A 25,967-nucleotide genomic window follows, 5' to 3' on the forward strand; every position below is an offset into this window, starting at 1 on the left:
TTCCACGCGGCCGCCGCGTCACGGTCCGCCGCGCACCAATCATGCTTAAGAATCCTTGAAGAACACCTGACATGAGCACCGGCTTTACAGTTATCCGCGACACCACGCCCGAAAGCGCCATTCCGAAGGGCGCCGTGGTCGCGATGGGAAATTTCGATGGCGTCCATCTCGGTCACCGCGCCGTGATCGGCGCGGCGCTGGCGATGGGCAGAGCGCGCGGCGTGCCCGCGCTCGCCGTGACCTTCGAGCCGCATCCGCGCAGCTTCTTCAGCCCGAACACTCCGCAATTCCGTCTCACGGACGAGACCAACAAGCTGCGCCTGCTCGCAGCCACCGGGCTCGCCGGTGCCGTGGTGATGACCTTCGACAAGGCGCGCGCCGGGACCACGGCGCAGGATTTCATTCACCATGATCTGATCGCACGGCTCGGCATCAGCGGCATTGCCGTCGGCTACGACTTCCATTTCGGCAAGGGCCGGGTCGGCTCGCCGAGCCTCTTGGTCAGCGAAGCGCCGCGGCTCGGCATCGAGGTCGACGTGCAGGCCCATGTCGACATCGAGGAGCGCCCGGTCTCCTCCAGCGCCATCCGCATGGCACTCGCCGAAGGCCAGGTCAGCGATGCCACCACGATGCTGGGCGGGCCATGGTTCGTCACCGGCAAGGTGATCCATGGCGAGAAGCGCGGCCGCGACCTCGGCTATCCCACCGCCAACATCCGCCTCGACAAGCATTGCGGCCTCAAGCACGGCATCTATGCGGTGCGGGTCGGCAAGGCCCAAGGTGAGGACAAGGAGAACGACAAGGTGCGGTTCGACGGCGTCGCAAGCTTCGGGCGCCGTCCGACGTTCGACAACGGTGCGCCGCTGCTCGAAGTGTTCCTGTTCGATTTCAAGGGCGATCTCTACGACACGGTCCTCGATGTCGCATTCATCGGTTTCATTCGCGAAGAGCTGAAATTCGACACCATCGAGGCGTTGATACGCCAGATGGATGACGACAGCGCCAAGGCGCGCGCGCTTCTCGCCGCCGCGCCGGACGCGTTCCCGCAGCTCGGAGTGATTGGTTGAAGACAGAGAAAGAGAAAATGCTGGCGGGCGAGCTGTATCGCCCGGATGCGGAGCTCGCCGCCGACCATACCGCGGCGGAACACTGGATGGCCCGCTACAATGCGTCGGGCGCCTGTTCGGCGGCCGAGTTGCATGCGCTGCTCGCCGAGCGCTTCGCAGGCGTCGGTAAGGATGCCGTGATCCGCCCGCCGTTCTTCTGCGACTACGGCACGAATATCCGCCTCGGCGACGGCGTGTTCCTCAACTTCAATTGCGTGATCCTCGACGTCGTCGCGGTCACAATCGGCGATCGCACTCAGATCGGCCCCGCGGTGCAGATCTATACCGCCGACCACCCGCGCGATGCCGAAACCCGGCGCGCGGGCCTCGAATTCGGCCGCCCGATCCGGATCGGCAGCGACGTCTGGATCGGCGGCGGTGCCATCATCCTGCCCGGCGTCACCATCGGCGACGGCGCCCTGGTCGGGGCCGGCAGCGTGGTGACCCGGGACGTCGCCCCCGGCGCGGTCGTGGCCGGCAATCCGGCCCGGCCGCGGGCTGGGTAGCGGGCACATGCGGTTCTTGACCCGTCACCCCCGCGCAAAGGCTTCGCCTTTGTCGCTGGAGGTGGCCGCTTCTTCAGCGGCCCTCGAAGGGTCGACGGCCACCAGCGGGGCCGTGCACCCTTCGAGGCTCGCAAGAGCTCGCACCTCTGGGTGACGGGTGAAGGGTGCTCGCTAAGGGGCGCCTCCTCGGAACAGCCGCGGGGCAATCGGGGCTTTGCGATTTCCCCGTCCGGCTGCTATGGAAACCCCATGTTTTCGCGGCGCATCATACCGATTAGCGGCCCGGCTTCCGCCTGAGCCTGACGGCTCGGCGCAAGACCGGGACTTTCGCCGTTTTCACCCGCGATTGATCGCGTATCCGCGCCCGCACCTGCCAAATCAGAGCTTTCATGTCCGACAAGCCGCAAAAGACCGACGCTAACGACTATTCCAAGACCCTTTACCTGCCGCAGACGGAATTCCCGATGCGCGCCGGCCTGCCCCAGCGCGAGCCGGAAATCCTGAAATACTGGAACGACATCGGCCTCTACGACAAGCTGCGCCGGGAAGCGGAGGGCCGCGCCAAATTCGTGCTGCATGACGGCCCGCCCTATGCCAACGGCAACATCCATATCGGGCACGCGCTGAACAAGATCCTCAAGGACGTCGTGACCAAGAGCCAGCAGATGCTCGGCTTCGACTCCAACTACGTGCCGGGCTGGGACTGCCATGGCCTGCCGATCGAATGGAAGATCGAGGAGGAGAACTACCGTTCCAAGGGCAAGCAGAAGCCCGACTTCCGCGATTCCGCCGCGATGGTCGCGTTCCGCAGGGAATGCCGCGCCTACGCGACGCACTGGATCAACGTGCAGCGCGAGGAGTTCAAGCGGCTCGGCATCATCGGCGACTGGGCCCACCCCTACCTGACCATGAGCTATCCGGCCGAGGCACAGATCGCCCGCGAGCTGATGAGGTTCGCCGCCAACGGCACGCTGTATCGCGGCTCCAAGCCCGTGATGTGGAGCGTGGTCGAGAAGACCGCGCTCGCCGAAGCCGAGGTCGAATACGAGGACCACACTTCGGATACGGTCTGGGTGAAATTCCCGGTCACCTCGCCGGCGCATGGCGCGCTTGCCGATGCCTCGGTGGTGATCTGGACCACCACGCCGTGGACGCTGCCCGGCAACCGCGCGATCTCGTTCTCGCCGAAGATCGCCTACGGCCTCTACAAGGTGACGGATGCGCCCGCCGACAATTGGGCCAAGACCGGCGATCTCCTGATCCTCGCCGATGCGCTTGCCGCAGAAGTGTTCAAGCAGGCGCGCGTCACCTCCTATGAGAAGGTGCGCGATATTCCGGGCGACACCCTGGACGCGGTGGAATGCGCCCATCCGCTGCGCGGCTTTGGCGGCGGCTACGAATTCACCGTGCCGCTGCTGTCAGGCGAGCATGTCACCGACGACACCGGCACCGGCTTCGTGCACACCGCGCCGAGCCACGGCCGCGAGGACTTCGACGTCTGGACGGCCAATACCCGCGAGCTCGATGCGCGCGGCATTCCGACCGCGATCCCCTATACGGTCGACGAGAACGGCGCCTATACTGCGCAGGCGCCGGGCTTCACGGGCAAGCGCGTGCTCAACGACAAGGGCGAGAAGGGCGACGCCAACGAGGCCGTGATCAAGGCCCTGGTCGAGGCCGGCAAGCTCTTGGCGCGCGGCCGCCTCAAGCACCAATATCCGCATTCCTGGCGCTCCAAGAAGCCGGTGATCTTCCGCAACACGCCGCAATGGTTCATCGCGATGGATAAACCCATCTTGGACGCCCCGGGCAAGCCCGGGGCTACGCCCATCGCGGAGAACGGCCATGCGAAGAAGGGCGACACGCTGCGCGCCCGCGCGCTGCACGCGATCTCGGTCACGCAATGGGTGCCGCCGGCCGGCGAGAACCGCATCAACGGCATGATCGCCAACCGGCCGGACTGGGTGATCTCGCGGCAACGCGCCTGGGGCGTGCCGATCGCGGTGTTCGTGCGCGAGAATGCCGACGGCTCGGCAGAGATCCTGCAGGACGAGGTCGTCAACCAGCGCATCACCGAGGCGTTCATGGAGGAAGGCGCCGACGCCTGGTACATGGACGGCGCCCGCGAGCGCTTCCTTGGGGATCGCGCGTCCGAGAACTGGAAAAAGGTCGACGACATCTGCGACGTCTGGTTCGATTCCGGCTCCACGCACGCCTTCGTGCTGGAGGATCGCCAGCACTTCCCGACGCTCGGCAACATCGTCCGCAAGATCGATGGCGGCGATGACACCGTGATGTATCTGGAAGGCTCCGACCAGCATCGCGGCTGGTTCCACTCGTCGCTGCTGGAAAGCGCCGGCACCCGCGGCCGCGCGCCGTATGACATCGTGCTGACCCACGGGTTCACGCTCGACGAGAACGGCCGCAAGATGTCGAAATCGCTCGGCAACACCGTCGAGCCGCAGAAGGTGATCAAGGATTCCGGTGCGGATATCCTGCGCCTGTGGGTCTGCGCCACCGACTATGCCGACGACCAGCGCATCGGTCCGGAGATCCTGAAGAACACCATCGAGACCTATCGCAAGCTGCGCAACTCGATCCGCTGGATGCTCGGCACGCTGCATCACTTCAAGCCGACCGAGAAGGTCGCCGTTGCCGAGATGCCCGAGCTCGAGCGGCTGATGCTGCACGAGCTGGCCGGCCATGCCGAGACCATCCGCCAGGCCTATGCCGCATTCGACTACAAGACCGTGGTCGCAAGCCTCGCGGCCTTCATGAACTCGGAGCTGTCGGCGTTCTATTTCGATATCCGCAAGGACACGCTGTATTGCGATCCGCCGTCCTCGATGGCGCGCAAGGCGGCGCTGACCACGATCGACCTGCTCTGCGACGCGATCCTGAAATGGCTGGCGCCGATCCTGAGCTTCACGTCAGACGAAGCCTGGCGGATGTACCGGCCGAACGCCGAGCCTTCGGTGCATCTCACGCTGTTCCCCGAAGGTCTCGAGCAGTTCCGCGACGACGCGCTTGCTGCGAAATGGGAGACCATCCGCAACGTCCGCCGCGTCGTCACCGGCGCGCTGGAGCTCGAGCGCGCCGCCAAGCGGATCGGCTCCTCGCTCGAGGCATCGCCGGTGATCTACGTCGCCGACCGCGAGATGCTGGCCACGCTGTTCGGCATCGACCTCGCCGAGGTCTGCATCACCTCGAACTACGAGGTGCGCGAGGGCGAGGCGCCGACGGGCGCCTTCCGCCTCGATGCGGTGCCCGGCGTTGCTGTCGTCGTCGAGAAGGCGGTCGGCACCAAATGCGCGCGATCGTGGAAGATCCTCCCCACGGTCGGCGAGGATCCCGAATATCCCGACGTCTCGCCGCGCGACGCGCAAGCGCTGCGCGAATGGAAGGCGCTTGGGGTTAGCGCCTGATATCCATCCATCGTCGTCCCTGCGAAAGCAGGAACCCATAACCACCGGCCTTCGACGTGAACCGCTACCGATGACCCCAAGCCCCTCAAACAACATCCGCCGGTGGCTATGGATCCCCGCTTTCGCGAGGACGACAGAGTGCTCTGTGGCGGCAGCCAGCCAATGACCTCTCCGCTCCGCGCGGGCGTGATCGCCGCCATCGCAACGTTGATCGCCGACCAGGCCTCCAAGCTCTGGCTGCTCCATGTCCTCGATATCGTGCATCACGGCCCGGTGCGGGTGACGCCGTTCTTCGACCTGGTGCTGGCCTGGAATCCCGGCATCAGCTTCGGCTGGTTCCAGAGCGAGACCCCATCCGCCCAGATCCTGCTGATGGTGATCAAGGCCGCCGCCGTGATCGCGCTGGCGATCTGGATGGCGCGGTCGCGGACTTGGCTTGCGACAGTTTCGCTGGGCCTGATCATCGGCGGCGCCATCGGCAACGGCATCGACCGCTTCGCCTATGGCGCGGTGGTCGATTTTGCCCTGTTTCATGTCGAGATCGGCGGAAAAACCTTCAATTGGTACATCTTCAACCTCGCCGACGTGGCGATCGTTGCCGGTGTGGCAGCCCTATTGTATGATTCCGTGCTGGGGACCCCCGCCGTAAAAGCGCCCTGATCCCGGCCGATACGAGCCGGTCGGCGGTTGACCTGCACCCAGCGGAACTGCGCGCTAAGCCAGTGATCGCTTTGGCGAATTTTGAGATGGGAAGAGCGCGATGCGCAACACCAAAACCCGCGGCTACCTGATCGAGACGTCCCGCCTGCCGCTGATGCGCGGCCTGCGCCTGGCGTTCATCGCGGCCGGGATCGGCCTGGTCATGACGGCAGGCCCCGTGCGCGCCGGCGACGATGACGATGACGGCGATGACGGACTGACCTTCGAAGAGCGGATCGTCGACAATCTGATGACCGGGCTCGGCGCCAAGAGCGCGGCCAGCAAGGGCATCGACTACCGCGAGCGCTCGCCGCTGGTGGTGCCGCCGAAGCTCGATCTGCCGCCGCCCTCCTCGGCCACCCAGGTCAATGCGCCGAACTGGCCGAAGGACCCCGATATCGCCGCACGCAAGGCTGCGATTGCCGCGCGCAAGAAGGAAGTCAAGAAGGAGCCGTGGCAGTCGGCGGTGGCGTTGACCCCGGCCGAGATCGAGGCCGGCCGCAAGCAGCAGACGGCCACCGACGGCCGCAAGGAGCCGCTCGAGCCCGGCGGAAACACGAATCCGTCGCTGATGCCGAACCAGCTCGGCTACACCGGCGGCCTGCTCGGCATGTTCAAGGGCAACAGCAGCGAGTCCAAGCCGTTCAAGGGCGAGCCGACCCGCGAATCCCTGACCGAACCGCCGCCCGGCTATCAGACGCCGTCGTCGGGCTTCGCCTATGGCACCGGACCGATGATGCCGAAGGGGCAAGAAGGCCAATACGACGTGATGACCGGCAAGCCGCTCCAGTGATGGCGTGGCCCGCCTCGGCGGAGCCTGACATGAGCAAAGCTTAATGCGAAGGGACGCGGCTTTCTCCGCTTCGTGACGACCGGCACGGGCACGACCGTGTACGATGGCTTGCTTTCGCGCCCCGACCATGTGGCCGGGCTTTCACAAGGATCATGATGCGCTCTCGCCGATCGATTGCCCTGCTCGCCGCCGCATTTGTTTCAACCATCCCGCTGTCGGGCGCCAGCCTCCGCGCCCAGACCACCGTCACCTCGGAACGTCCCGCCAGCTTCACGCTCGACAACGGCCTGCAGGTCGTGGTGATCCCCGATCACCGCACGCCCGTCGTGACGCAGATGATCTGGTACAAGGTCGGCTCCGCCGACGAGACGCCGGGGAAATCGGGCCTCGCGCATTTCCTCGAGCATCTGATGTTCAAGGGCACGTCGAAGCACCCGGCCGGCGAGTTCTCGCAGACCGTGCTGCGCGTCGGCGGCAACGAGAACGCCTTCACCTCCAACGACTACACCGGCTACTTCCAGCGCGTGCCGCGCGAGCAGTTGCCGACCATGATGGAGTTCGAGGCCGACCGCATGACCGGCCTGATCCTCAAGGACGAGAACGTGCTGCCCGAGCGCGACGTCGTGCTCGAGGAATACAACATGCGGGTCGCCAACAACCCGGATGCGCGGCTGACCGAACAGATCATGGCCGCGCTCTATCTCAACCATCCCTACGGCCGGCCGGTGATCGGCTGGCACCAGGAGATCGAGAAGCTCGACCGCGAGGATGCGCTCGCTTTCTACCGCCGCTTCTACGCGCCGAACAACGCGATCTTGGTCATCGCCGGCGACGTCGACGTCAAGGATATCCGCCCGCTGGTCGAGAAGAATTTCGGCCCGATCCCGGCGCAGAAGGCGATTGCCGAGAAGCGCGTCCGGCCGCAGGAGCCGACGCCGGCCGCGCCGCGCACCGTGACGCTGTCGGATCCGCGCGTCGAACAGCCGAGCCTGCGCCGCTATTATCTGGTGCCCTCGGCGACGACGGCGGCAGCCGGCGAGAGCCAGGCGCTCGATGTGCTCGCGCAATTGATGGGCGGCGGCGCCAACTCCTACCTCTATCGCACGCTGGTGATCGACAAGGGCCTCGCGATCTCGGCCGGCGCCGGCTACCAGGGCACCGCGCTCGATCCGTCGCAATTCTCGATCTCGGTGACGCCGAAGCCCGGCGTCGAGTTCGCGCAGATCGAGGACGCGGTCGACAAGGTGATCGCCGATCTCGCGCAGAACCCCGCACGCGCCGAGGATCTCGAGCGGGTCAAGACCCAGCTGATTGCGGAAGCGATCTACGCCCAGGACAACCAGGCAACGCTGGCGCGCTGGTATGGCGGCGCGCTGACCACCGGGCTCAGTATCGACGACATCAGGAACTGGCCGGACCGGATTCGCGCCGTCACCGCCGATCAGGTGCGCACCGCTGCCGCCACCTGGCTCGACAAGAAGCGGTCGGTGACCGGCTATCTGATCAAGGATACTGCGCCGAAACGCGAGGAGAAGCGCTCGTGACCTATTCCCTCACCCGCCGTGCGGCGCTGATCGGCGGCGCCAGCGCCGCGCTGCTGGCGCTGACATCGGCACCCTCGCAGGCCGCGGCCAAGATCCAGCGGCTGGTCTCGCCCGGCGGCATCGAGGCGTGGTTCGTGCAGGATGCGACTGTGCCGCTGATCGCGATGGAATATTCCTTCAGCGGCGGCGCCAGCCAAGATCCGCCCGGCAAGCCCGGCGTCGGCAATCTGGTCGCCGACCTGCTCGACGAGGGCTCCGGCGATCTCGATTCCAAGACCTATCATGAGCGGCTCGAGCGCCGCGCCATCGAGCTCAGCTTCCAGTCGAACCGCGATCAATTCCGCGGCTCGCTGCGCATGCTCAAGGACAACAAGGACGAAGCCTACGACCTGCTGCGGATGGCGCTGACCTCGCCGCACTTCGAGCCGAAGGACGTCGAGCGCATCCGCGCCCAGGTGATCTCGAACCTGCGTCGCGAATCCACCAATCCGTCCTCGCTGGCCGGCCGCAAGTTCCTCGAGCTCGCCTTCGGCGATCATCCCTATGCCCGGACGGCCACCGGCACGCTGGAAAGCGTGCCGACAATCGAGATATCGGACCTGAAGGACTATACAGGCCGCATCATCGCGAAGGACACGCTGCGCATCGCGGTGGTCGGCGACGTCGATCCCGATACGCTCGGCAAGCTGCTGGACAAGACCTTCGGCGCCCTGCCGGCGAAGGCCGAATTGACGCCGATCGCCGATGTGGTGGCGACCAAGCCGCCGCAGCGCGCCTTCGTGCCGCTCGACGTGCCGCAGACCGTCGTCACCTTCGGTGGCCCCGGCATCGCCAGGCACGACCCGGATTTCATGGCGGCCTATGTGGTGAACCACATTCTCGGCGGCGGCGGGCTGTCGTCGCGGCTCTACAAGGAAGTGCGCGAGAAGCGCGGGCTGGCCTATTCGGTCTATGAAGCGCTGGTCTGGATGGACCACTCCGCGCTGTTCATCGGCAACACCGGCACCCGCGCCGACCGCGCCGGCGAGACCGTCGATGCGATCGATGCGGAGGTGCGCCGGATCGCCGAACAAGGTCCGACCCAGCAGGAGCTCGACGAGGCGAAGTCCTATCTGAAGGGCTCGCAGATGCTGGCGCTCGACACCTCCTCAAAGCTCGCGCAGGCGATGCTGCAATACCAGCTCGACAAGCTGCCGATCGACTACATCGAGAAGCGCAGCGCCATCGTCGATGCGGTGACGCTCGACGACGTCAAGCGGGTGTCCAAGAAGCTCTGGGGCGATGGCCTGCTCACCGTAATCGTCGGCCGCGCCCCGCAAGCCGCCGCGCAGCCCGTGTCGGCACCGCCGAAGGCAGCCAACTAACGCGCTCTCGGCGCGCCCACTTCTTCGCACCACCGTTGTGGCCACCCCTCTCCCCACTCTCCCCCGCAAGGGGGGAGGAGAGGGGTAAGCCGCGCACGCCGACCGCAGCCCCAACCAACGCTGCATCCACGCAGCGCAAGCACGCCCGGCACAAACCCGCTATCCTGCGGCCTGCCGATTCTTCCCTCCACCGGGTGACGTCATGCTGCGGGTGTCCCGCGACCTTACGATCGACGAAACCGACATTGAGATCGTGTTTGTCCGCGCCTCCGGTCCGGGCGGACAGAACGTCAACAAGGTCTCGACCGCGGCACAGCTCCGCTTCGACACGGCGAAGATCGCGCTGCCGCCGGACGCGGCGCAGCGGCTGGCGCGGCTCGCCGGCAGCCGCATGACCAAGGACGGCGTGATCGTGATCCAGGCGTTCCGGTTTCGCACCCAGGAGCGCAACCGCGCCGATGCGATCGAGCGGCTGCTCGAAATGCTGAAGGAGGCGATGGTGCGGCCGACACCGCGGCGGCCGACCAGGCCGACGCTCGGCTCCAAGCAGCGCCGGCTCGAAGGCAAGAAGCGCCGCAGCGACATCAAGGCCGGCCGCGGCACCCGCCGTTTCGACGACTAAGGACTGCGGATGCAGCGCATACGCGGCGCTGCATCCGGAATCCGAAAACGCTCAGTACTTCTTCGCTCCCGGCGCCATCTCGGAACCACCGGACTTCGGTGACGTCGCGTGGCCGCTGCTGCTGCCGACCGTTCCCTTGCTGCCCGACTTGACTGTGGCACCGCTCTTCTGGCTCGGCGAGGTCGGCTGCGCCGCCATCTCCTCATCGCCGCTGCCGGACATGCCGCCGCCCTGCTGGATGGTGCCGCTGCCCGCTGCACCGCCGCGAAGCTGGGTATTCGGGGTGGCCGTTCCCTGTGCCAGGACCGGACCGGCGATGGCGGCCGAGATGGCAAGGGCGAGCACGCTGGTTTTTGCAAACGTCATCCATTTCTCCTGGACTGTGATTGACGATGGACGGAGCGGCGCAGGTGCGCGCCGTTTGCAGCGCCGACCCAAGACCCCATCGCGCGAGACTGAATTTCCGCAAACGGCGCACACGCAATGCAAGCTGCGTCGTGTGGTGATCGTGCAGGGATTTCGCGGTCATTTTGCGGATTTGTCGTCCGCATATGCGGCAACCAACGGTTCCGCGCCAGATCATCGCCCAGCTTTGTTCTGCTGTGAAACAGCCCGCTACTACCAACGGCCGATGTCGGCCTCCTACAGTCATCGCACAAAGGCGGTGATGCATATGACAAAGCTGCGTGCAGGATGGACGGCAGGCTGGACGTTTGCGCTGGGATCTTGGGCGCTGGGATTTTGCAGCGCAATGCTTGCAGTGCAAATCGCGAATGCGCAGATGCCGCTGCCCGCCGCCAAACCGCCCGATGGGGCGACGCTGTTCAAGCAGCAATGCGCGACCTGCCACACGTCAAATGCGTCGGATCCGTTGCGGCAAGGACCGTCGCTCTACAAGGTCGTCGGCCGCCATGCCGGCCAGGCTGACGGTTTCAAATATTCCGCCGGCTTCGCCAAGGCCGATTTCGTCTGGGACGACGCCAGGCTCGATGCCTGGCTGACCAATCCGCAAGAGGTGATCCCCGGCGCCGTGATGGCCTATCGGCAAGCCAAGCCGGAAACCCGCGCCATGATCATCGCCTATTTGAAGGAATTGAACTGAATGGCAAAGCCCGTGCATTCGATGATCCGCGTGTTCGACGAGGCCAAGGCGCTCGACTTCTATCATCGCGCGTTCGGCCTCGAGATCGCGGACAATCTGCGCTTTCCAGACTTTGCGCTGATCTATCTGCGGCATCCGTCCTCGCCGTTCGAGGTCGAGCTCACGGTCAATTTCGATCGCAAGGAGCCCTACACGCTCGGCGACGGCTACGGCCATCTCGCCGTCGTCGTCGACGACGTCGACGCCGAGCACGCGCGCTTCGAGCAGGAGAAGCTGTCGCCCGGGCCGCTGCGCGACTTCAAGCACGACGGCAAGACGCTGGCGCGCTTCTTCTTCGTCGCAGATCCCGACGGCTACAAGATCGAGGTGATCCAGCGCGGCGGGCGGTTCGGCTGATCCAATTACAAAAAATGTCTATGGAGGAAACCAATGAGAGAAATCGATCGACGCAGCAAATATGACCGGCGTGTGTTTCTCAAGGGCGCCGCCGCCACGGCACCCGCGGTCGCGATCGCGACATCGACCGGGCTTGGCATCACCGATGCGTGGGCCGATGAGGCCGGCACGCTGACGCCGGCGACCATGAAGACCTTGCTGAAGATGGCGCGCGACATCTATCCGCACGATTTCCTCGGCGACAGCTACTACATCACGGCGGTGAAGCCGTGGGATGACAAGGCGGCCAAGGATCCGGCCGTCAAATCGCTGATCAATGACGGCGTCGCGCGGCTCGATCAGGAGGCCAACGACCGCCACAAGATGCCCTACGTGCAGGTTTCCTGGGAAAACGATCGCGTCGCGCTGCTGCAACGGATCGAGGAGAGCGCATTCTTCCAGAAGATCCGCGGCGATCTGATCGCCTCGCTCTACAACAACAAGGAGGTCTGGCCGCGGTTCGGCTACGAGGGTTCCTCCGCCGAGCATGGCGGCTACATCAAGCGCGGCTTCGCCGATATCGACTGGCTGCCGAAGGCCTGAACGGACAATGTCGGGAGGACACAATGGCAAAATTCGATCTGAATGACAGCGGCGTTGTCGTGATCGTCGGCTCCGGTGCCGGCGGCGGAACGCTCGGCAACGAGCTGGCCCAGAAGGGCGTCAAGGTCGTGATCCTGGAAGCCGGGCCGCGCATCGAGAATCAGGATTTCATCAACGATGAATGGGACAGCTTCGGCCAGCTCGCCTGGTCGGACATGCGCACGACGTCCGGAAGCTGGCGCGTTCACAAGGACTTCCCCAACATTCCGGCCTGGATCGTCAAGGCGGTCGGCGGCTCCACCGTGCACTGGGCCGGCGCCTCGCTGCGCTTCGACGAGCACGAGTTCAAGATCAAGTCGGCTTACGGCAGCATCCCCGGCGCCAATTTGATCGACTGGCCGATCACGCTCGCCGAGATGGAGCCGTATTACGCCAAGGCCGAGAACAAGATGGGCGTCACCCGCACCAACGGCATCCCCGGACTGCCCGGCAACAACAATTTCAAGGTGCTGGAGGCCGGCGCCAAGAAGCTCGGCTACAAGGAAGTGCACACCGGGCGGATGGCGATCAACAGCGAGCCGCGCGACGGCCGCGGCTCCTGCCAGCAGATCGGCTTCTGCTTCCAGGGCTGCAAGTCGGGCGCCAAATGGTCGACGCTCTACACCGAGATCCCGAAGGGCGAAGCCACCGGCAATCTCGAAGTGCGCCCCGGCAGCATGGTGATCAAGATCGAGCACGACCAATCCGGCAAGGTCACCGGCGTGGTCTATGCCGATGCGACCGGCGCGATGCAGCGGCAGAAGGCGCGCGTGGTCGCGGTCGCCGGCAACTCGATCGAGAGCCCGCGGCTGCTGCTCAACAGCGCCTCCAGCATGTTTCCGGACGGCCTCGCCAACTCATCCGGCCAGGTCGGCCGCAACTACATGCGGCACATGACCGGCAGCGTCTATGCGAGCTTCGAGAAATCGGTGCACATGTATCGCGGCACCACGATGGCCGGCATCATCCGCGACGAGGCCGCCAACAACCCGAAGCGCGGCTTCGTCGGCGGCTACGAGATGGAGACGCTGTCGCTCGGCCTGCCCTTCATGGCCGCGTTCCTCAATCCCGGCGCCTGGGGCCGCAGCTTCACCAGCGCGATGGAAGGCTATCCGCGGATGGCCGGCATGTGGCTGGTCGGCGAGGACATGCCGCAGGAGACCAACCGCGTCACGCTGGATCCGACCATCAAGGACAAGTTCGGCATGCCGGTCGCCAGCGTGCATTTCGACGATCATCCGAACGACATCGCGATGCGCGACCACGCCTACAAGCAGGGCTCCGCGGTCTATGAGGCGGTCGGCGCCACCGTGACCTATCCGACGCCGCCGTATCCCTCGACCCACAACATGGGCACCAACCGGATGAGCGAGAAGCCGCGCGACGGCGTGGTCAACAAGTTCGGCCAGAGCCACGACATCAAGAACCTGTTCGTCTCCGACGGCAGCCAGTTCACGTCAGGCGCGGCGTGCAACCCGACGCTGACCATCGTGTCGCTGGCGATCCGGCAGGCCGACCACATCGCCGGCGCGATGCAGCGCAAGGAGATATGATCCCTCAAACTCGAACGGCCTTGTCCCGCCAGGACAAGGCCGTTGCCTTTTTGTGTAATGAATCCGAAAGCCTATTCGGCGGCGTCGAGGATGGGCTGGCCCTGGAATGCGGGAGCCGAAGCCGTGCTCTGCGAGCGATAGATCAGACAGCAGCAGCGCAACAGCGATGCGAAATTGTTGACCTCGCCGTGGTGGTTGAGGACCTCGCCATACAGCGTGGTGACGAACTTGGCGACGCTCATCCCCTCTTTCGCCGCGATCTCCTCCAGCGTGTCCCAGAACGACATCTCCAGCCGGATCGAGGTGCAATGGCCGCCGATCCGCAGTGACCGGGTCTGCGATTCGTAGTTTCGCTGCGGCTGGTGCGAGAACAAATGGCACATGGCTATCCTCCCGATCGAATTATGATTTTTCTAAACGATATACCCGCGCGGGAGGCCCCACAATCGCCACGTAGGATGTAGCGCGCACACACGCGAAGGTGAGCGTCTTCAAGGCGATAGGCCGCCTCCATCCCCAGCTAAAGGCCGCGATGAGCGGGTCGCCCCATGCATTTGGCCGGCGGGCCGATTAGAATGGCGCAAAGCCCTCGAGCCCCGTCCAATCGCGCAATCCATGCCCGTCCGCCAGCTTCCCGAACAGCTCGTCAACCGCATCGCCGCCGGCGAGGTGGTCGAACGCCCCGCGAGCGTGGTCAAGGAGCTGGTCGAGAACGCGATCGACGCCGGCGCCAGCCGGATCGACGTCTTCACCGATGGCGGCGGGCGGCGCCGGATCGGCATCACCGACGACGGCGGCGGCATGACGCGATCAGACCTCGCGCTCGCGGTCGACCGCCACGCCACCTCCAAGCTCGACGACGAAGACCTGCTGCGCATCCGCACCCTCGGGTTCCGCGGCGAGGCGCTGCCGTCGATCGGCGCAGTGGCAAAACTCGGCATCACCACGCGGCATGCCAGCGAGCCGCATGCCTGGTCGCTTTCGGTCGAGGGCGGCGAGAAATCGGAGATCATGCCGGCCGCGCTCGGACAGGGCACCCGCGTCGAGGTCAACGAACTGTTCTACGCGACACCGGCACGGCTGAAATTCCTCAAGACCGACCGCACCGAGGCGGAGGCGATCCGCGAAGTGGTGCGGCGCCTCGGCATGGCGCGTCCCGACATTGCCTTCACGCTGGCCGGCGAGGAGCGCGCGCCGGTGACCTGGGCCGCCGCCCTGCCCGGCGCGGCCGGCCGGCTGACCCGGCTCGGCGATATCCTCGGCGCGGATTTCCGCGCCAGCGCGATCGAGGTGCGAGCCGAGCGCGAGGGCGTCGTGGTCGAGGGCTTTGCCGCCGCGCCGTCGCTGACCCGCGCCAATGCGCTCGGGCAATATCTGTTCGTCAACGGCCGCCCGGTGCGCGACAAGCTGATCCTCGGCGCGGTGCGCGCGGCCTATTCCGACTATCTGCCGCGCGACCGCCATCCCGTGGTGGCGCTGTTCGTGACCTGCGACCCGCAAGAGGTCGACGCCAATGTGCATCCGGCCAAGACCGAGGTGCGCTTCCGCAATGCCGGCCTGGTGCGCGCGCTGATCGTGCACGCGCTGAAGGAAGGCCTCGCGCGCGAGGGCCGGCGCACCGCGGCCAACACCGCCGACGGCGCGACGTTGCAGGCCTTCCGTCCCGCCTTCACGCCGCCGCGCCCGGGCAATTGGGATTGGCGCAGCTCGCCGTCCTATCCGGCTGGTCCGATGCGCAGCTTCGAAGGCGCGGCCGCCTTCGCCGAGCCCGGGCAGGCGGCCTTCGACGTCGGCGCTCCGACCGCCGATGTCCGCTTCGAGGCGGCACCCGCGCCCGACCTGCTCGACCGTCCGCTCGGCGCGGCGCGCACCCAGATCCACGAGACCTATATCGTCTCGCAGACCCGCGACGGCCTCATCGTGGTCGACCAGCACGCGGCGCATGAGCGCATCGTCTATGAGAGACTGAAGGCCTCGCTGGCGAAGAACGGCGTGCAGCGGCAGATGCTCTTGATCCCCGAGATCGTCGAGCTCGATGAGGCGACCGTCGAGAAACTGCTCGACCGCGCCGAGGAACTGGCCTCGTTCGGGCTCGCGATCGAGTCCTTCGGCCCCGGCGCAGTCGCGGTGCGCGAGACGCCCTCGCTGCTCGGCAAGGCCAATGCCGCCGGCCTGTTGCGCGATCTCGCCGAGCACATGGCCGAATGGGACGAGGCGCTGCCGCTGGAGCGCCGGCTGATGCACGTCGCCGCCACCATGGCCTGCCACGGCTCGGTCCGCGCCGGCAGGCGACTCAAGCCGGAAGAGATGAACGCGCTGCTGCGCGAGATGGAAGACACCCCGAATTCCGGCCAGTGCAACCACGGCCGTCCGACCTATGTGGAATTGAAGCTGAGCGATATCGAGAAGCTGTTCGGGCGGCGGTAAGTCCCCTTACTCAGCGGTCATCGCCTGGCTTGACCGGGCGATCCAGTACGCCGCGGCTTTTCGATTCGAGCAGCGGCGTCTCTGGATTACTGGATCACCCGCTTTCGCGGGTGATGACGGCATAACAAGCGGCAACGTTACGCTTTGCGCAAGAACACGAACTCGGTGTCGTCATAGGCGCGCCGCTCGAGCTCCTCGAAGCCCTCGGGCGCCGCGAATGAAGCGGCCTTCGCTTCCTCCACCACCAGCAGGGCGCCGGGCGTCAGCCAGCCGCCGTCGCGCAGCGAGGCGAGCGCTTTCTCGGCGAGGCCCTTGCCATAGGGCGGATCGAAAAACACCAGCGAGAACGGCTCGACCGGATGCGCCGGCCCGAGATCGGTGGCGTCGCGGCGATAGACCTTGGTGGTGCCGCCGAGGCCGAGCGACTCGACATTGTTGCGCAGCAAGGCGCGGGCCTCGGCGCCATTGTCGACGAACAGCGTGAACCTGGCGCCGCGCGAGGCCGCCTCGATGCCGAGTGCGCCGGTGCCGGCGAACAGATCGAGCACGCGCGCGTCCTCAATCGGATTGTCGTAGGCGTGCACGAGGATGTTGAACACGGACTCGCGCAGGCGGTCCGCGGTCGGCCTGATCTCGCGGCCCGAGGGCGAGGCGAGATTGCGGCCCTTCAGCCTGCCCCCGACGACGCGCATCGACCGTTACTCGTCCCGCGGCTTGAGATCGCGCTTGCCGTGATAGCCGCGCTTGGGGCGGCGCGGCGGGCCGTAACCGTTGGCTTCGTCCTCGTTGCGCGCGCGCGCTTCGTCACTGCCGGTGCGCTGTACCAGCACGCGGCGGCCCTTGCGGTCGTTGATCGTCTCGCGCTTGGCCTTGGGCTTCTTGGCAGGCGCATCGTCGCTGGCGTCACGCTGCTCCGGCCGCGTGAAATCGGCGCCTGCGATCTTGGCGATCTTCTCGCCGAGCTGCTCCCGCAGCACCCGCGTCTTGACCTCCTCGACCTTGCCCTCCTCGAGCTCGGCGAGCTGGAACGGGCCGTAGGAGATCCGGATCAGGCGGTTCACCTCGAGGCCGAGATGCGCCATCACGTTGCGCACCTCGCGGTTCTTGCCCTCGCGGATCGCGAACACCACCCAGACGTTGGAGCTCTGGTCGCGCTCCAGCGTCGCCTCGATCGGGCCGTATTTGACGCCGTCGACCTCGACGCCGTGCTTGAGCTGGTCGAGCTGCGCCTGCGTCACCTCGCCGTGTGCGCGCACGCGGTAGCGCCGCAGCCATCCGGTGTCGGGATGCTCAAGCGTCCGCGCCAGGCCGCCGTCATTGGTCAGCAGCAGCAGGCCCTCGGTGTTGAAATCGAGCCGGCCGATCGAGATCAGCCGCGGCAAGCCTTCCGGCAGATTGTCGAACACAGTCGGCCGTCCCTCGGGATCGGCATGCGTCGTCATCAGCCCGCGCGGCTTGTGATACATGAACAGCCGGGTCCGCTCGCGCGGCGGCAACGGCTTGCCGTCGACCGCCACGACGTCATTGTCGGTGATGTCGAGCGCCGGCGAGTTGATCACGCGTCCGTTGACGGTGACGCGCCCCTGCGTGACGATCTCCTCGGCATCGCGGCGCGAAGCAAGGCCGGCGCGCGCCAATACCTTGGCGATGCGCTCGCCCGACTTCTTCGGCTTCGGCTCCGGGCGCTCGCGGCGGTCGTCAGTGGCGCGTTCACGGTAGGCGCCGCGGCCGCCGAAGGCCGGGCGCTTGGCAAAGATCCTGCTGTCGTCCTCATTGTCGCGGCGCGGACGATCGGAGAAGCGGCCCTCGCTGCGCGGATGCTCCTGCCAGTCGGTGCGGCCTTCGGGGCGCTCGCGGCGACGATTGTCGCGGCTGCCGTCTTCGTCATGACGATCCCAGCGCGGCCGGCTGAACTTCGGCCGATCACCTTGCTCACGATCGTCGCGGGATCTGGAGAACCGCGGACGTTCGCCGCCGCCACGATCGTCGCGCGACCGCGAGAAGCGCGGACGCTCATCGCCACCGCGATCCTCGCGCGGTTTGCGATCCCGCTTTTGCCACGGCTTCTCGTCGCCGCGGTCCCGGCCTTCGAAGTCGCGGTCGCGCTTGAAACGCGGCCGATCGCCGAAATCGCGGCGCGGTGCATCGCCCTCCTCGCGGCGGCGGAACGGGCGGCCCTCGCCCTTGTCGCGGAACGACCCCTTGTCGCGATCGCCGCGGGAAAACTTCCTGTCGTCGAACTTGCGCTCGGCACGCTCGCCGCGCGGCGCGAAGGACCTCTTCTCGCCGTCGCGCTCGCCACGCGGCGTGTAGGGACGCTTCTCGCGATCGCCATAGGATCGCTTCTCACCGAACTTGCGGTCGGACGACCGGCCTTCTGAACGGAAGCTCCCGCGCTCGCCGCGCTGTGGACGATCGCCTGCCTCGAAATCGCGGCGCTCGCCGCGCGGCTTGAAGGTGCGCCGCTCGCCATCGCCGTCACGCGTCGTCCGATCGCGGAACGGCCGATCGCCGCGAGGGCGGTCGTCACGGCTGAATCGGGGCTTGTCGCCGAAATCGCGGCGCGGCGCATCGCCGTCCTCGCGACGACGGTACGGCCGCTTCTCGCCATCGCCCTTGCCGGCGAAGTCCTTGCCGCCGAAGCCGCGCTTGGCGAATTTCTTGTCGGGTCCGCGGGCGGCGCCGGAGCGGCCCTTGCCGCCGCCGGCGCGGTCTCGGCCGCCACCGCCCGGCCGATCACGCCGGCCGCGGGAATCGTTGTTTTTGTCGCTGTCGCGGGGCATGAATGTTCTCACTGGACGTTCAATTGGGGTTGCAAGGGTCACCGGGCCGTACGCGCCCTCGTGGCAGCGTTTGACGCAAAACCGGCATCCACTTTTGCTGAAGGCGACGCTACTAGCAGGTTTCTTCCGATGATACGAGGCATGTCGGCCCCTTCTTTCATGGATTTGGCCCTAAAGACCGCGGAAAATGCCGGAAAATCGGGCGAAGTTCCGATCGGATGCGTGATTGTGCGGGGATATGAGGTGATCGCCACTGCCGGCAACCGGACGCTGACCGACCGCGACCCGACCGCGCATGCCGAAATCCTGGCGATCCGGCAGGCGGCAGAGGCCATCGGCACCGAGCGACTGGTCGATTGCGACCTCTACGTCACGCTGGAGCCCTGCACCATGTGCGCCGGCGCGATCTCCTTCGCCCGCATTCGGAGGCTGTATTACGGCGCCGCGGATCCCAAGGGCGGCGCGGTCGAGTCCGGTGTCCGGTTCTTCGCCCAGCCGACCTGCCACCACGTGCCGGAGATCTACGGCGCGGTGGGCGAGAGCGAGGCCGCGCGGCTGCTGCGCGAGTTCTTCAGGGAGCGGCGGTGACGCTCGCGTAGCCCGGATGGAGCGTAGCGCAATCCGGAAAGATTGCGCTGCGGAGACGACCCCGGATTTCGCTCCGCTTCATCCGGGCTACGAAGCTCGCCGCTGTTGATCCCGTCATCCTGAGGAGCCGCGAAGCGGCGTCTCGAAGGATCGACGGCCACCAGCCGGGCCGTGCATCCTTCGAGACGCGCGTTCCGCGCTCCTCAGGATGACGGATCATGCAGCCAGGAAAAACTCCCGCAGCAGCTTTGCGGTCGCGTCGGGCGCTTCCTCGGGCAGGAAGTGCCCTGATGGCACCGGCGCGCCACTGACATTGGTGGCCCAAGTCTTCCAGGTGTCGAGCGGTGTCGTCGCCGCGCTGGCGACGCCGGCATCGCCCCACAATGCCAGCATCGGAATCGTGATCTTGTTGCCGGCGTCGACGTCGGCCTTGTCGATCTCGTAATCGGCATAGGCGCCGGCGCGGTAGTCCTCGCACATCGCGTGGATGCGGGCGGGATCGCGGAACGGCGCGAGGTAATGCGCGAGCGCGCGCGGATCGATCGCCTCCAGCGTCTTGGTCCGGGTCTGGCTCGCCATCTTCTCCTTGAGGAAGAATTCGCCGTTGTTGGAGATCAGCGTCTCCGGCAGCGGGTAAGGCTGCGCCAGGAACGCCCAATGGTAGATCTTCAGCGCCGACAGGCGATTGAGCCTCTGCCAGTAATCATAGGTCGGCGCGATGTCGAGCACCGCGAGCTTCGACAACCGGCCGGGATGATCGAGCGCCAGCCGATACGACACGCGGCCGCCGCGGTCGTGGCCGGCGAGCGCGAAATGCACATGGCCGAGCTGCTCCATCGCCTCGATCATGGTCTTGGCCCAGGCCCGTTTGGTATAGGGCGTATGGTCCTTGTCGCTGTCGGGCATGTCGGACCAGCCGTAGCCCGGCAGGTCGGCGATGATCAGCGTGAAGGTGTCGTCGAGCTTCGGTGCCACCGTGTGCCACATCACATGGGTCGAGGAGAAGCCGTGCAGCAGCAGCAAGGGCGGCCCCTTGCCGCCGACGCGGGCGAAGATGCGGCCCTGCGAGGTATTGATCCATTTCGACTCGTAGCCGGGAAAAAGATCAGCGAGATCAGGCATCGGTAGCTCCTCCCGGGTCGCGTGCGCCGTGCTTCAAACTTTGTTCGGCGTTGCCGCTGGCCTGGTTTATGCCATCCTGAGGTCCTGCCAACAACAACACGAAACGAGGAAGTGCCATGTCGATCGATTTTGAGATTCCCGCCGAGGCCAAGGCGATCCGCGAGAAGGTACGCAAATTCGTCCACGACGAATGCATTCCGGCAGAAAAGGAACTCGACACCAAGCCGCTTGCCGAGGTGCTTGAACCGCTGCGCAAGAAGGCCCGCGCGCAGGGCCTGTGGTGCCCGTTCGTGCCGAAGGAGTATGGCGGTATGGGCCTCGGCCCGCTGGCCAATGCGCTGGTGCAGATGGAGCTCGGCGAGAGCATGCTGGGTGCGCTCTCGATGAACACGCAGGGGCCGGACGACGCCTCGATGATGACGATCCTGGCGCACGGCACCGAGTACCAGAAGGAGAAATTCCTGAAACCTCTCCTGAACGGCGAAAAGCGGATCTGCTTCTCGATGACCGAGAAGGCCGCCGGCGCCGATGCCACCGGGATGCAGACCACGGCGGTGAAGGACGGCAACGAGAACTACATCCTCAACGGCGAGAAATGGTTCTCCTCGTCGGCGAGCGTCGCCGACCTTGCACTGGTGATGGCGAAGACCGATCCGAACGCGCCGCGCCACAAGCAATATTCGACCTTCATCGTCGAGCTGCCCAACCCCGGCTACCGCATCAAGCGCAACGTCGCCAACATGGCGATCGAGGGCCCGCATGACGACGTGATCCATGGCGGCCATTCCGAGATCGAGATCAAGGACCTGAAAGTGCCGGCCGACAATCTGCTCGGCGGCGAGGGCAACGGCTTCAACATGGGCCAGCACCGCCTCGCCTATGGCCGGCTGCGCCACGGCATGCACAACGTCGCCAAGGCGCAGCGCGCGCTCGACATGGCGGCAGCCCATGTCACCAAGCGCTCGACCTTCGGCCAGCTCTTGGCCGACCGCCAGGCGGTGCAGTTCATGCTCGCCGACTGCGCGAGCGAGCTCTATATCGGCCGGCTGATGCTGCTGCACATCGCCTACAAGGCCGAGAAAGGGCTGGACATCCGCCAGGAGAACTCGATCGCCAAGATCTTCCACGCCCACATGGTGCACAAGGTGATCGACACCGCGATCCAGCTGCACGGCGCGCTCGGCTTCAGCCAGGATACGCCGCTGGCGAAATGGTATACCCAGGTGCGCTCGCAGCGGCTGGTCGACGGCCCGGATGAAGTGCACAAGTGGAAGATCGGCAAGAACGTCATCAAGGCGTTCCGCGAGCACGGCACCACGGCAAGCGCCGCGGGCGGCGATCTGCTGTAGCCCCCGCCGTCATTGCGAGCGAAGCGAAGCAATCCACTTCTCCACGCGGGGATGGATTGCTTCGTCGCTTCGCTCCTCGCAATGACGGTGGGTGGCTAACCCTTCGCCCGCTCCGCCTCCACCGCCTGCCAGGCGATGTCGCGGCGGCAGAAGCCGTCGGGCCATTTGATCCGATCGACGGCCTGGTAGGCGCGGTCGCGTGCTTCGGTCACCGTCTTGCCCATCGCAGAGACGTTCAGCACGCGGCCTCCGTTGGCAAGGATGGCGCCATCCTTCGCGACCGTGCCGGCGTGGAAGATCTCGACACCATCGACCTCAGCGGCGTCATCGAGCCCGTCGATCCGCGTGCCCTTGATATAGTCGCCGGGATAGCCCTTGGCCGCCATCACCACGGTCAGCGCCGGGTCGGGATACCAGCGCAGATCGAAATTCTTCAACTGCCCATCGATCGAGGCGAGCAGCGCCGGCACGATGTCGGACATCATCCGCAGCATCAGCACCTGGCACTCGGGATCGCCGAACCGGACATTGTATTCGAACAGCTTCGGGCCCTGCGCGGTCAGCATCACGCCGGCATAGAGCACGCCCCTGAACGGCGTGCCGCGGCTCTTCATCCCGGCCACCGTCGGCAGGATGATGCGCGCCATGATCTGCTCGTGCAGCTCAGGCGTCACGAACGGCGTCGGCGAATAGGCGCCCATGCCGCCGGTGTTCGGCCCCTTGTCGTGATCGAACACCCGCTTGTGGTCCTGCGCGGTGGCGAGCGGGATCGCGGTCTCGCCGTCGCACAGCGCGAAGAAGCTGATCTCGCGGCCGGACAGGAATTCCTCGATCACGACCTGCGCGCCGGCCGAGCCGAACGCGCCCTCGAACATCATCGCAACCGCGGCTTCCGCTTCAGCCAGCGTCTGCGCCACCACGACGCCCTTGCCGGCGGCGAGCCCGTCAGCCTTGACCACGATCGGCGCCCCCTGGGCGCGGACATAAGCTGTCGCGTCCCTGGCATTGTCGAAGCGGCGATAGGCGCCGGTCGGAATGTCGAACTCGCTGCAGAGATCCTTGGTGAAGCCCTTCGAGCCCTCGAGCTGCGCGGCCTGCTTGCTCGGCCCGAACGCCTTGATGCCCTCAGCGGTGAGGTCGTCGACGATCCCGGCGGCAAGCGGTGTCTCCGGACCGACCACCACCAGATCGACCGCGTTGCGCCGGCAGAATTCGATCACGGCGGCATGATCGGCGACATCGAGCGCGATGCATTCGGCCTCGCGCGCGATCCCGGCATTGCCCGGCGCGCACCAGAGTTTGGTCACCAGCGGGGATGCGGCGATCTTCCACGCCAGCGCATGTTCGCGGCCGCCGGAACCGAGCAGAAGGATGTTCATCTGTGTCGCCGATCAGAGGGGTTGTAACGCCGTTTGGTCCGGTTTAGCACGCTCCCCGACCGCGGCAACACGCGGTTCGATCAGATGTGGATATGTGATTCGACGCCGGAAACACGGCGGCCGGGCCTTGCACACGGGGTCGAAAACCCCGATTCTATAGACCAGATGACCGCTGCTCCGAATCTCGTCAACGCGCCTGAATTCACCGTCTCGGAACTCTCCTCCGCCCTGAAACGGACAGTGGAGGACCGGTTCGGCCATGTCCGCGTCCGCGGCGAGATCACGGGCTTTCGCGGGCCGCACTCCTCCGGCCACTGCTATTTCGCGCTGAAGGACGAGAGCGCCAAGATCGAGGCGGTGATCTGGAAGTTCGCCCATGCCCGGATGCGGTTCAAGCCGCAGGAGGGCCTCGAGGTCATCGCCACCGGCAAGCTGACCACCTATCCGAACTCCTCGAAGTACCAGATCGTCATCGATTCGCTGGAGCCGGCCGGCGTCGGCGCGCTGATGGCGCTGATGGAGGAGCGCAAGAAGAAGCTCGCGGCCGAGGGCCTGTTCGACGAGGCCCGCAAGCAGCTGCTGCCCTGGCTGCCCGAGGTGATCGGCGTCGTCACCTCGCCGACCGGCGCGGTGATCCGCGACATCCTGCATCGGCTGGAAGACCGCTTCCCCCGCCGGGTGCTGGTCTGGCCGGTCAAGGTGCAGGGCGACGGCTCAGCCGAGCAGGTCGCGGCCGCGATCCGCGGCTTCAACGCGCTGCCGGAGGGCGGCCGGATTCCGCGGCCCGATCTGTTGATCGTCGCGCGCGGCGGCGGCTCGCTGGAGGACCTGTGGTCGTTCAACGAGGAGATCGTGGTCCGCGCCGCGGCCGAGAGCCATATCCCGCTGATCTCGGCGGTGGGCCACGAGACCGACATCACGCTGATCGATTTCGTCGCCGACAAGCGCGCGCCGACGCCGACCGCCGCCGCCGAAATGGCGGTGCCGGTGCGGAGCGAGCTGTTCGTCGAGGTTGCCGCGCTCGCCCGCCGCACCATGGTGTGCTGGCAGCGCGCCCAGGAGGCCCGCCGCACCGAGCTGCGCGCCGCGGCGCGGGCGCTGCCGGCAGCGAACGAGCTGCTGGCGATCCCGCGGCAGCGGCTCGATCATCTCGCCGCAGGATTGCCGCGCGGGCTGAAGGCCAACACGCACGCGCATTTCCGCCGCTTTGCCGCATCGAGTTCGCGGCTGACCATCGGCGTGCTGCGCGGCCAGGTCGCGCATGCCAGGCAGCGGCTCACGGTCTCAGGCGAGCGTATCGCGCTGTCGGCGCGCGCGCTGCTGCATCGCAGGCGGGAGCGCTTCAATGGGCTGGAGATCCGGCTCAAGGCCTCCAGGCTCGCCAATGCGCAGGCCCAGCGCAACGCGATCGCGCGCGATCTCGAGCGCACCCACCGCCTCGCCGAGCGCGCCCGCCGGGCGCTGCTGGCGACGCTGCAGCGGCTTGAGGCGCGGGTCGCCCATCGCAGCCAGCTGCTGTCGGCGCTGTCCTATCGCGGCGTGCTGGCGCGCGGCTTCGCGCTGGTGCGCGACGCGCACGGACACGCGCTGCATTCCGCCGCGGCGGTCGGCCCCAACGCCAGCCTGTCGATCGAGTTCGCCGACGGCCGCGTCGCCGCCACCACGAATGCCGATCAGCTCCAAGCGACGGTGCCAGCGGAGAGTGCGCCGAAGCCTCCGCGCGAGGCAAAGCCGGCGGCGCCGAAGCGCGTCACCAAGCCGGTCGATCAGGGCAGTTTATTTTAGCGCGACAGCCACTCGGCGACTTGCTTCTGCGCGTCCTTGCGCGCGTCCGCGTCGGTGCCGATATGGCCGCGCTCGGCGACGTCGACATCGGAGGCCGCGACCGCGTGCAGCGGCAGATTGGCGCGATCGAAGTCGTGATAGGCGTCGGGATAGACCACGATCTTCGCCAGCGCGCTGCGGCCATGCGCGCCGTCGACCATCTGATGGCAGGCCGACGATGACGTGACATCGTCGCGCGCGCCGATCAGGACCAGCGTCGGAACCCGCGCACTCCAGCCGAGGCCGAACGAGGTGCGGCAATCCGGATAGAACGCAACCGCCGAGCGGAAATCCGGCTCGACGTTGCGCGACCACATCTGCGGCCGTACCGCCCACAGCAGGGCGGCGGCGCCATTGCCCCAGCCGATCAGGCTGATACGGCTCTTCGCCACCCATTTCTGCTGCACCAGCCACTGCCGCGCCGCGTTGATATCGGCGACCCGCGCGCGGCGGGTCTGGACCTGATGCTCCCGGATGCGGCATTGCGGGCCGAGCTCACGCGAGCCGTAGCTGTCCGGCAGCAGCACCGCATGGCCTGACGCGAGCAACTGCTCGGCCCAGTCGCGATAGCGCGGGGCGACCTGCTCGGAACGGCCGGCGAGACCGCCGCAGCTGTGCAGCGCGATCACGGTCGGGAACGGGCCGTCGCCGTCGGGCCGGTAGAGCTGTGCGTGCAGCGTGAGGCTGCCTTCGGGGATCTCGACCTGGTGCGGGGCCGGAAGCGGCGCCGCGGCCGCGGCCGGCATGGCAAGCATCGCCAGGCA

Annotated in this window: 23 protein-coding genes; 16 read left to right on the plus strand and 7 right to left on the minus strand. The window is 66.5% G+C overall.

What is annotated here, in order from left to right; translation table 11 throughout:
- Positions 1-71 precede the first annotated feature (71 nt).
- From ACVINW_RS04255 to arfB, 8 genes are all read left to right on the plus strand, one after another.
- Positions 72-1,067 carry a bifunctional riboflavin kinase/FAD synthetase gene (locus tag ACVINW_RS04255; protein WP_456750147.1) on the plus strand — a complete coding sequence of 332 codons (996 nt, stop codon included), beginning with the start codon at positions 72-74 and terminating at the stop codon, positions 1,065-1,067.
- Between the two features lie 17 nt (positions 1,068-1,084).
- Positions 1,085-1,612: a sugar O-acetyltransferase gene (locus tag ACVINW_RS04260; protein WP_456756294.1), complete on the plus strand. Its 528-nt coding sequence runs from the start codon at positions 1,085-1,087 to the stop codon at positions 1,610-1,612.
- 389 nt (positions 1,613-2,001) lie between these two features.
- Positions 2,002-5,037 (plus strand): isoleucine--tRNA ligase, encoded by a 3,036-nt coding sequence (gene ileS / locus ACVINW_RS04265; RefSeq protein WP_456750148.1) that lies wholly within the window; start codon positions 2,002-2,004, stop codon positions 5,035-5,037.
- A 162-nt stretch (positions 5,038-5,199) separates the two neighbouring features.
- Positions 5,200-5,697, plus strand: a complete 498-nt coding sequence (lspA, locus tag ACVINW_RS04270; RefSeq protein ID WP_456750149.1) for a signal peptidase II — start codon at positions 5,200-5,202, stop codon at positions 5,695-5,697.
- A 100-nt stretch (positions 5,698-5,797) separates the two neighbouring features.
- Entirely contained in the window at positions 5,798-6,529 is a 732-nt protein-coding gene (locus ACVINW_RS04275) for a hypothetical protein (protein ID WP_456750150.1), read from the plus strand.
- 155 nt (positions 6,530-6,684) lie between these two features.
- The gene (locus tag ACVINW_RS04280; RefSeq protein ID WP_456750151.1) at positions 6,685-8,073 is read left to right on the plus strand and encodes a M16 family metallopeptidase; all 1,389 of its coding nucleotides are present in this window, start codon (positions 6,685-6,687) and stop codon (positions 8,071-8,073) included.
- Complete coding sequence (locus tag ACVINW_RS04285; RefSeq protein WP_456750152.1) at positions 8,070-9,437, plus strand: M16 family metallopeptidase; 1,368 nt, start codon at positions 8,070-8,072, stop codon at positions 9,435-9,437. Before ACVINW_RS04280 ends, ACVINW_RS04285 begins: the two co-directional genes overlap by 4 nt.
- A 202-nt stretch (positions 9,438-9,639) precedes the next feature.
- Complete coding sequence (gene arfB / locus ACVINW_RS04290) at positions 9,640-10,059, plus strand: alternative ribosome rescue aminoacyl-tRNA hydrolase ArfB (RefSeq protein ID WP_456750153.1); 420 nt, start codon at positions 9,640-9,642, stop codon at positions 10,057-10,059.
- 51 nt (positions 10,060-10,110) lie between these two features.
- On the opposite strand, the gene ACVINW_RS04295 is transcribed toward arfB, so the two are convergent.
- The gene (locus ACVINW_RS04295) at positions 10,111-10,425 is read right to left on the minus strand and encodes a hypothetical protein (RefSeq protein WP_456750154.1); all 315 of its coding nucleotides are present in this window, start codon (positions 10,423-10,425) and stop codon (positions 10,111-10,113) included.
- A 415-nt stretch (positions 10,426-10,840) separates the two neighbouring features.
- Here ACVINW_RS04295 and ACVINW_RS04300 point away from each other — a divergent pair, with 415 nt between their 5' ends.
- Genes ACVINW_RS04300 through ACVINW_RS04315 form a run of 4 tightly spaced genes read left to right on the plus strand, consistent with a single transcriptional unit; the run spans position 10,841 to position 13,731 of the window.
- Positions 10,841-11,161 (plus strand): c-type cytochrome, encoded by a 321-nt coding sequence (locus ACVINW_RS04300; RefSeq protein WP_456756295.1) that lies wholly within the window; start codon positions 10,841-10,843, stop codon positions 11,159-11,161.
- Positions 11,162-11,557 carry a VOC family protein gene (locus ACVINW_RS04305; protein ID WP_456750155.1) on the plus strand — a complete coding sequence of 132 codons (396 nt, stop codon included), beginning with the start codon at positions 11,162-11,164 and terminating at the stop codon, positions 11,555-11,557.
- 33 nt (positions 11,558-11,590) lie between these two features.
- Positions 11,591-12,139, plus strand: coding sequence for a gluconate 2-dehydrogenase subunit 3 family protein (locus ACVINW_RS04310; protein ID WP_456750156.1), 549 nt, complete (start codon positions 11,591-11,593; stop codon positions 12,137-12,139).
- 23 nt (positions 12,140-12,162) lie between these two features.
- Complete coding sequence (locus ACVINW_RS04315; protein ID WP_456750157.1) at positions 12,163-13,731, plus strand: GMC family oxidoreductase; 1,569 nt, start codon at positions 12,163-12,165, stop codon at positions 13,729-13,731.
- A gap of 71 nt (positions 13,732-13,802) precedes the next feature.
- Here ACVINW_RS04315 and ACVINW_RS04320 read toward each other — a convergent pair whose 3' ends face one another.
- Positions 13,803-14,114, minus strand: a complete 312-nt coding sequence (locus tag ACVINW_RS04320; RefSeq protein ID WP_456750158.1) for a ribbon-helix-helix domain-containing protein — start codon at positions 14,112-14,114, stop codon at positions 13,803-13,805.
- Between the two features lie 232 nt (positions 14,115-14,346).
- Here ACVINW_RS04320 and mutL point away from each other — a divergent pair, with 232 nt between their 5' ends.
- Complete coding sequence (mutL, locus tag ACVINW_RS04325; RefSeq protein WP_456750159.1) at positions 14,347-16,158, plus strand: DNA mismatch repair endonuclease MutL; 1,812 nt, start codon at positions 14,347-14,349, stop codon at positions 16,156-16,158.
- Positions 16,159-16,295: 137 nt separating this feature from the next.
- On the opposite strand, the gene rsmD is transcribed toward mutL, so the two are convergent.
- Positions 16,296-16,850 carry a 16S rRNA (guanine(966)-N(2))-methyltransferase RsmD gene (rsmD, locus tag ACVINW_RS04330; protein WP_456750160.1) on the minus strand — a complete coding sequence of 185 codons (555 nt, stop codon included), beginning with the start codon at positions 16,848-16,850 and terminating at the stop codon, positions 16,296-16,298.
- Between the two features lie 6 nt (positions 16,851-16,856).
- Positions 16,857-18,941, minus strand: coding sequence for a pseudouridine synthase (locus tag ACVINW_RS04335; protein WP_456750161.1), 2,085 nt, complete (start codon positions 18,939-18,941; stop codon positions 16,857-16,859).
- A 129-nt stretch (positions 18,942-19,070) separates the two neighbouring features.
- On the opposite strand from ACVINW_RS04335, the gene ACVINW_RS04340 reads away from it, so the two are divergent.
- Complete coding sequence (locus tag ACVINW_RS04340; protein WP_456756296.1) at positions 19,071-19,529, plus strand: nucleoside deaminase; 459 nt, start codon at positions 19,071-19,073, stop codon at positions 19,527-19,529.
- Between the two features lie 216 nt (positions 19,530-19,745).
- On the opposite strand, the gene ACVINW_RS04345 is transcribed toward ACVINW_RS04340, so the two are convergent.
- Positions 19,746-20,651, minus strand: coding sequence for an alpha/beta fold hydrolase (locus ACVINW_RS04345; RefSeq protein WP_456750162.1), 906 nt, complete (start codon positions 20,649-20,651; stop codon positions 19,746-19,748).
- 116 nt (positions 20,652-20,767) lie between these two features.
- Between ACVINW_RS04345 and ACVINW_RS04350 the strand changes: the two genes are divergently transcribed.
- Positions 20,768-22,000 (plus strand): acyl-CoA dehydrogenase family protein, encoded by a 1,233-nt coding sequence (locus tag ACVINW_RS04350; protein WP_456750163.1) that lies wholly within the window; start codon positions 20,768-20,770, stop codon positions 21,998-22,000.
- A 95-nt stretch (positions 22,001-22,095) separates the two neighbouring features.
- Here ACVINW_RS04350 and purD read toward each other — a convergent pair whose 3' ends face one another.
- Positions 22,096-23,379 carry a phosphoribosylamine--glycine ligase gene (gene purD, locus ACVINW_RS04355; protein WP_456750164.1) on the minus strand — a complete coding sequence of 428 codons (1,284 nt, stop codon included), beginning with the start codon at positions 23,377-23,379 and terminating at the stop codon, positions 22,096-22,098.
- A 165-nt stretch (positions 23,380-23,544) separates the two neighbouring features.
- Between purD and xseA the strand changes: the two genes are divergently transcribed.
- The gene (gene xseA, locus ACVINW_RS04360; RefSeq protein WP_456750165.1) at positions 23,545-25,164 is read left to right on the plus strand and encodes an exodeoxyribonuclease VII large subunit; all 1,620 of its coding nucleotides are present in this window, start codon (positions 23,545-23,547) and stop codon (positions 25,162-25,164) included.
- Here xseA and ACVINW_RS04365 read toward each other — a convergent pair.
- Positions 25,161-25,949: a dienelactone hydrolase family protein gene (locus ACVINW_RS04365; RefSeq protein ID WP_456750166.1), complete on the minus strand. Its 789-nt coding sequence runs from the start codon at positions 25,947-25,949 to the stop codon at positions 25,161-25,163. The genes xseA and ACVINW_RS04365 overlap by 4 nt on opposite strands.
- Positions 25,950-25,967 lie beyond the last annotated feature (18 nt).

This window comes from Bradyrhizobium sp. USDA 4461 (assembly GCF_054055655.1).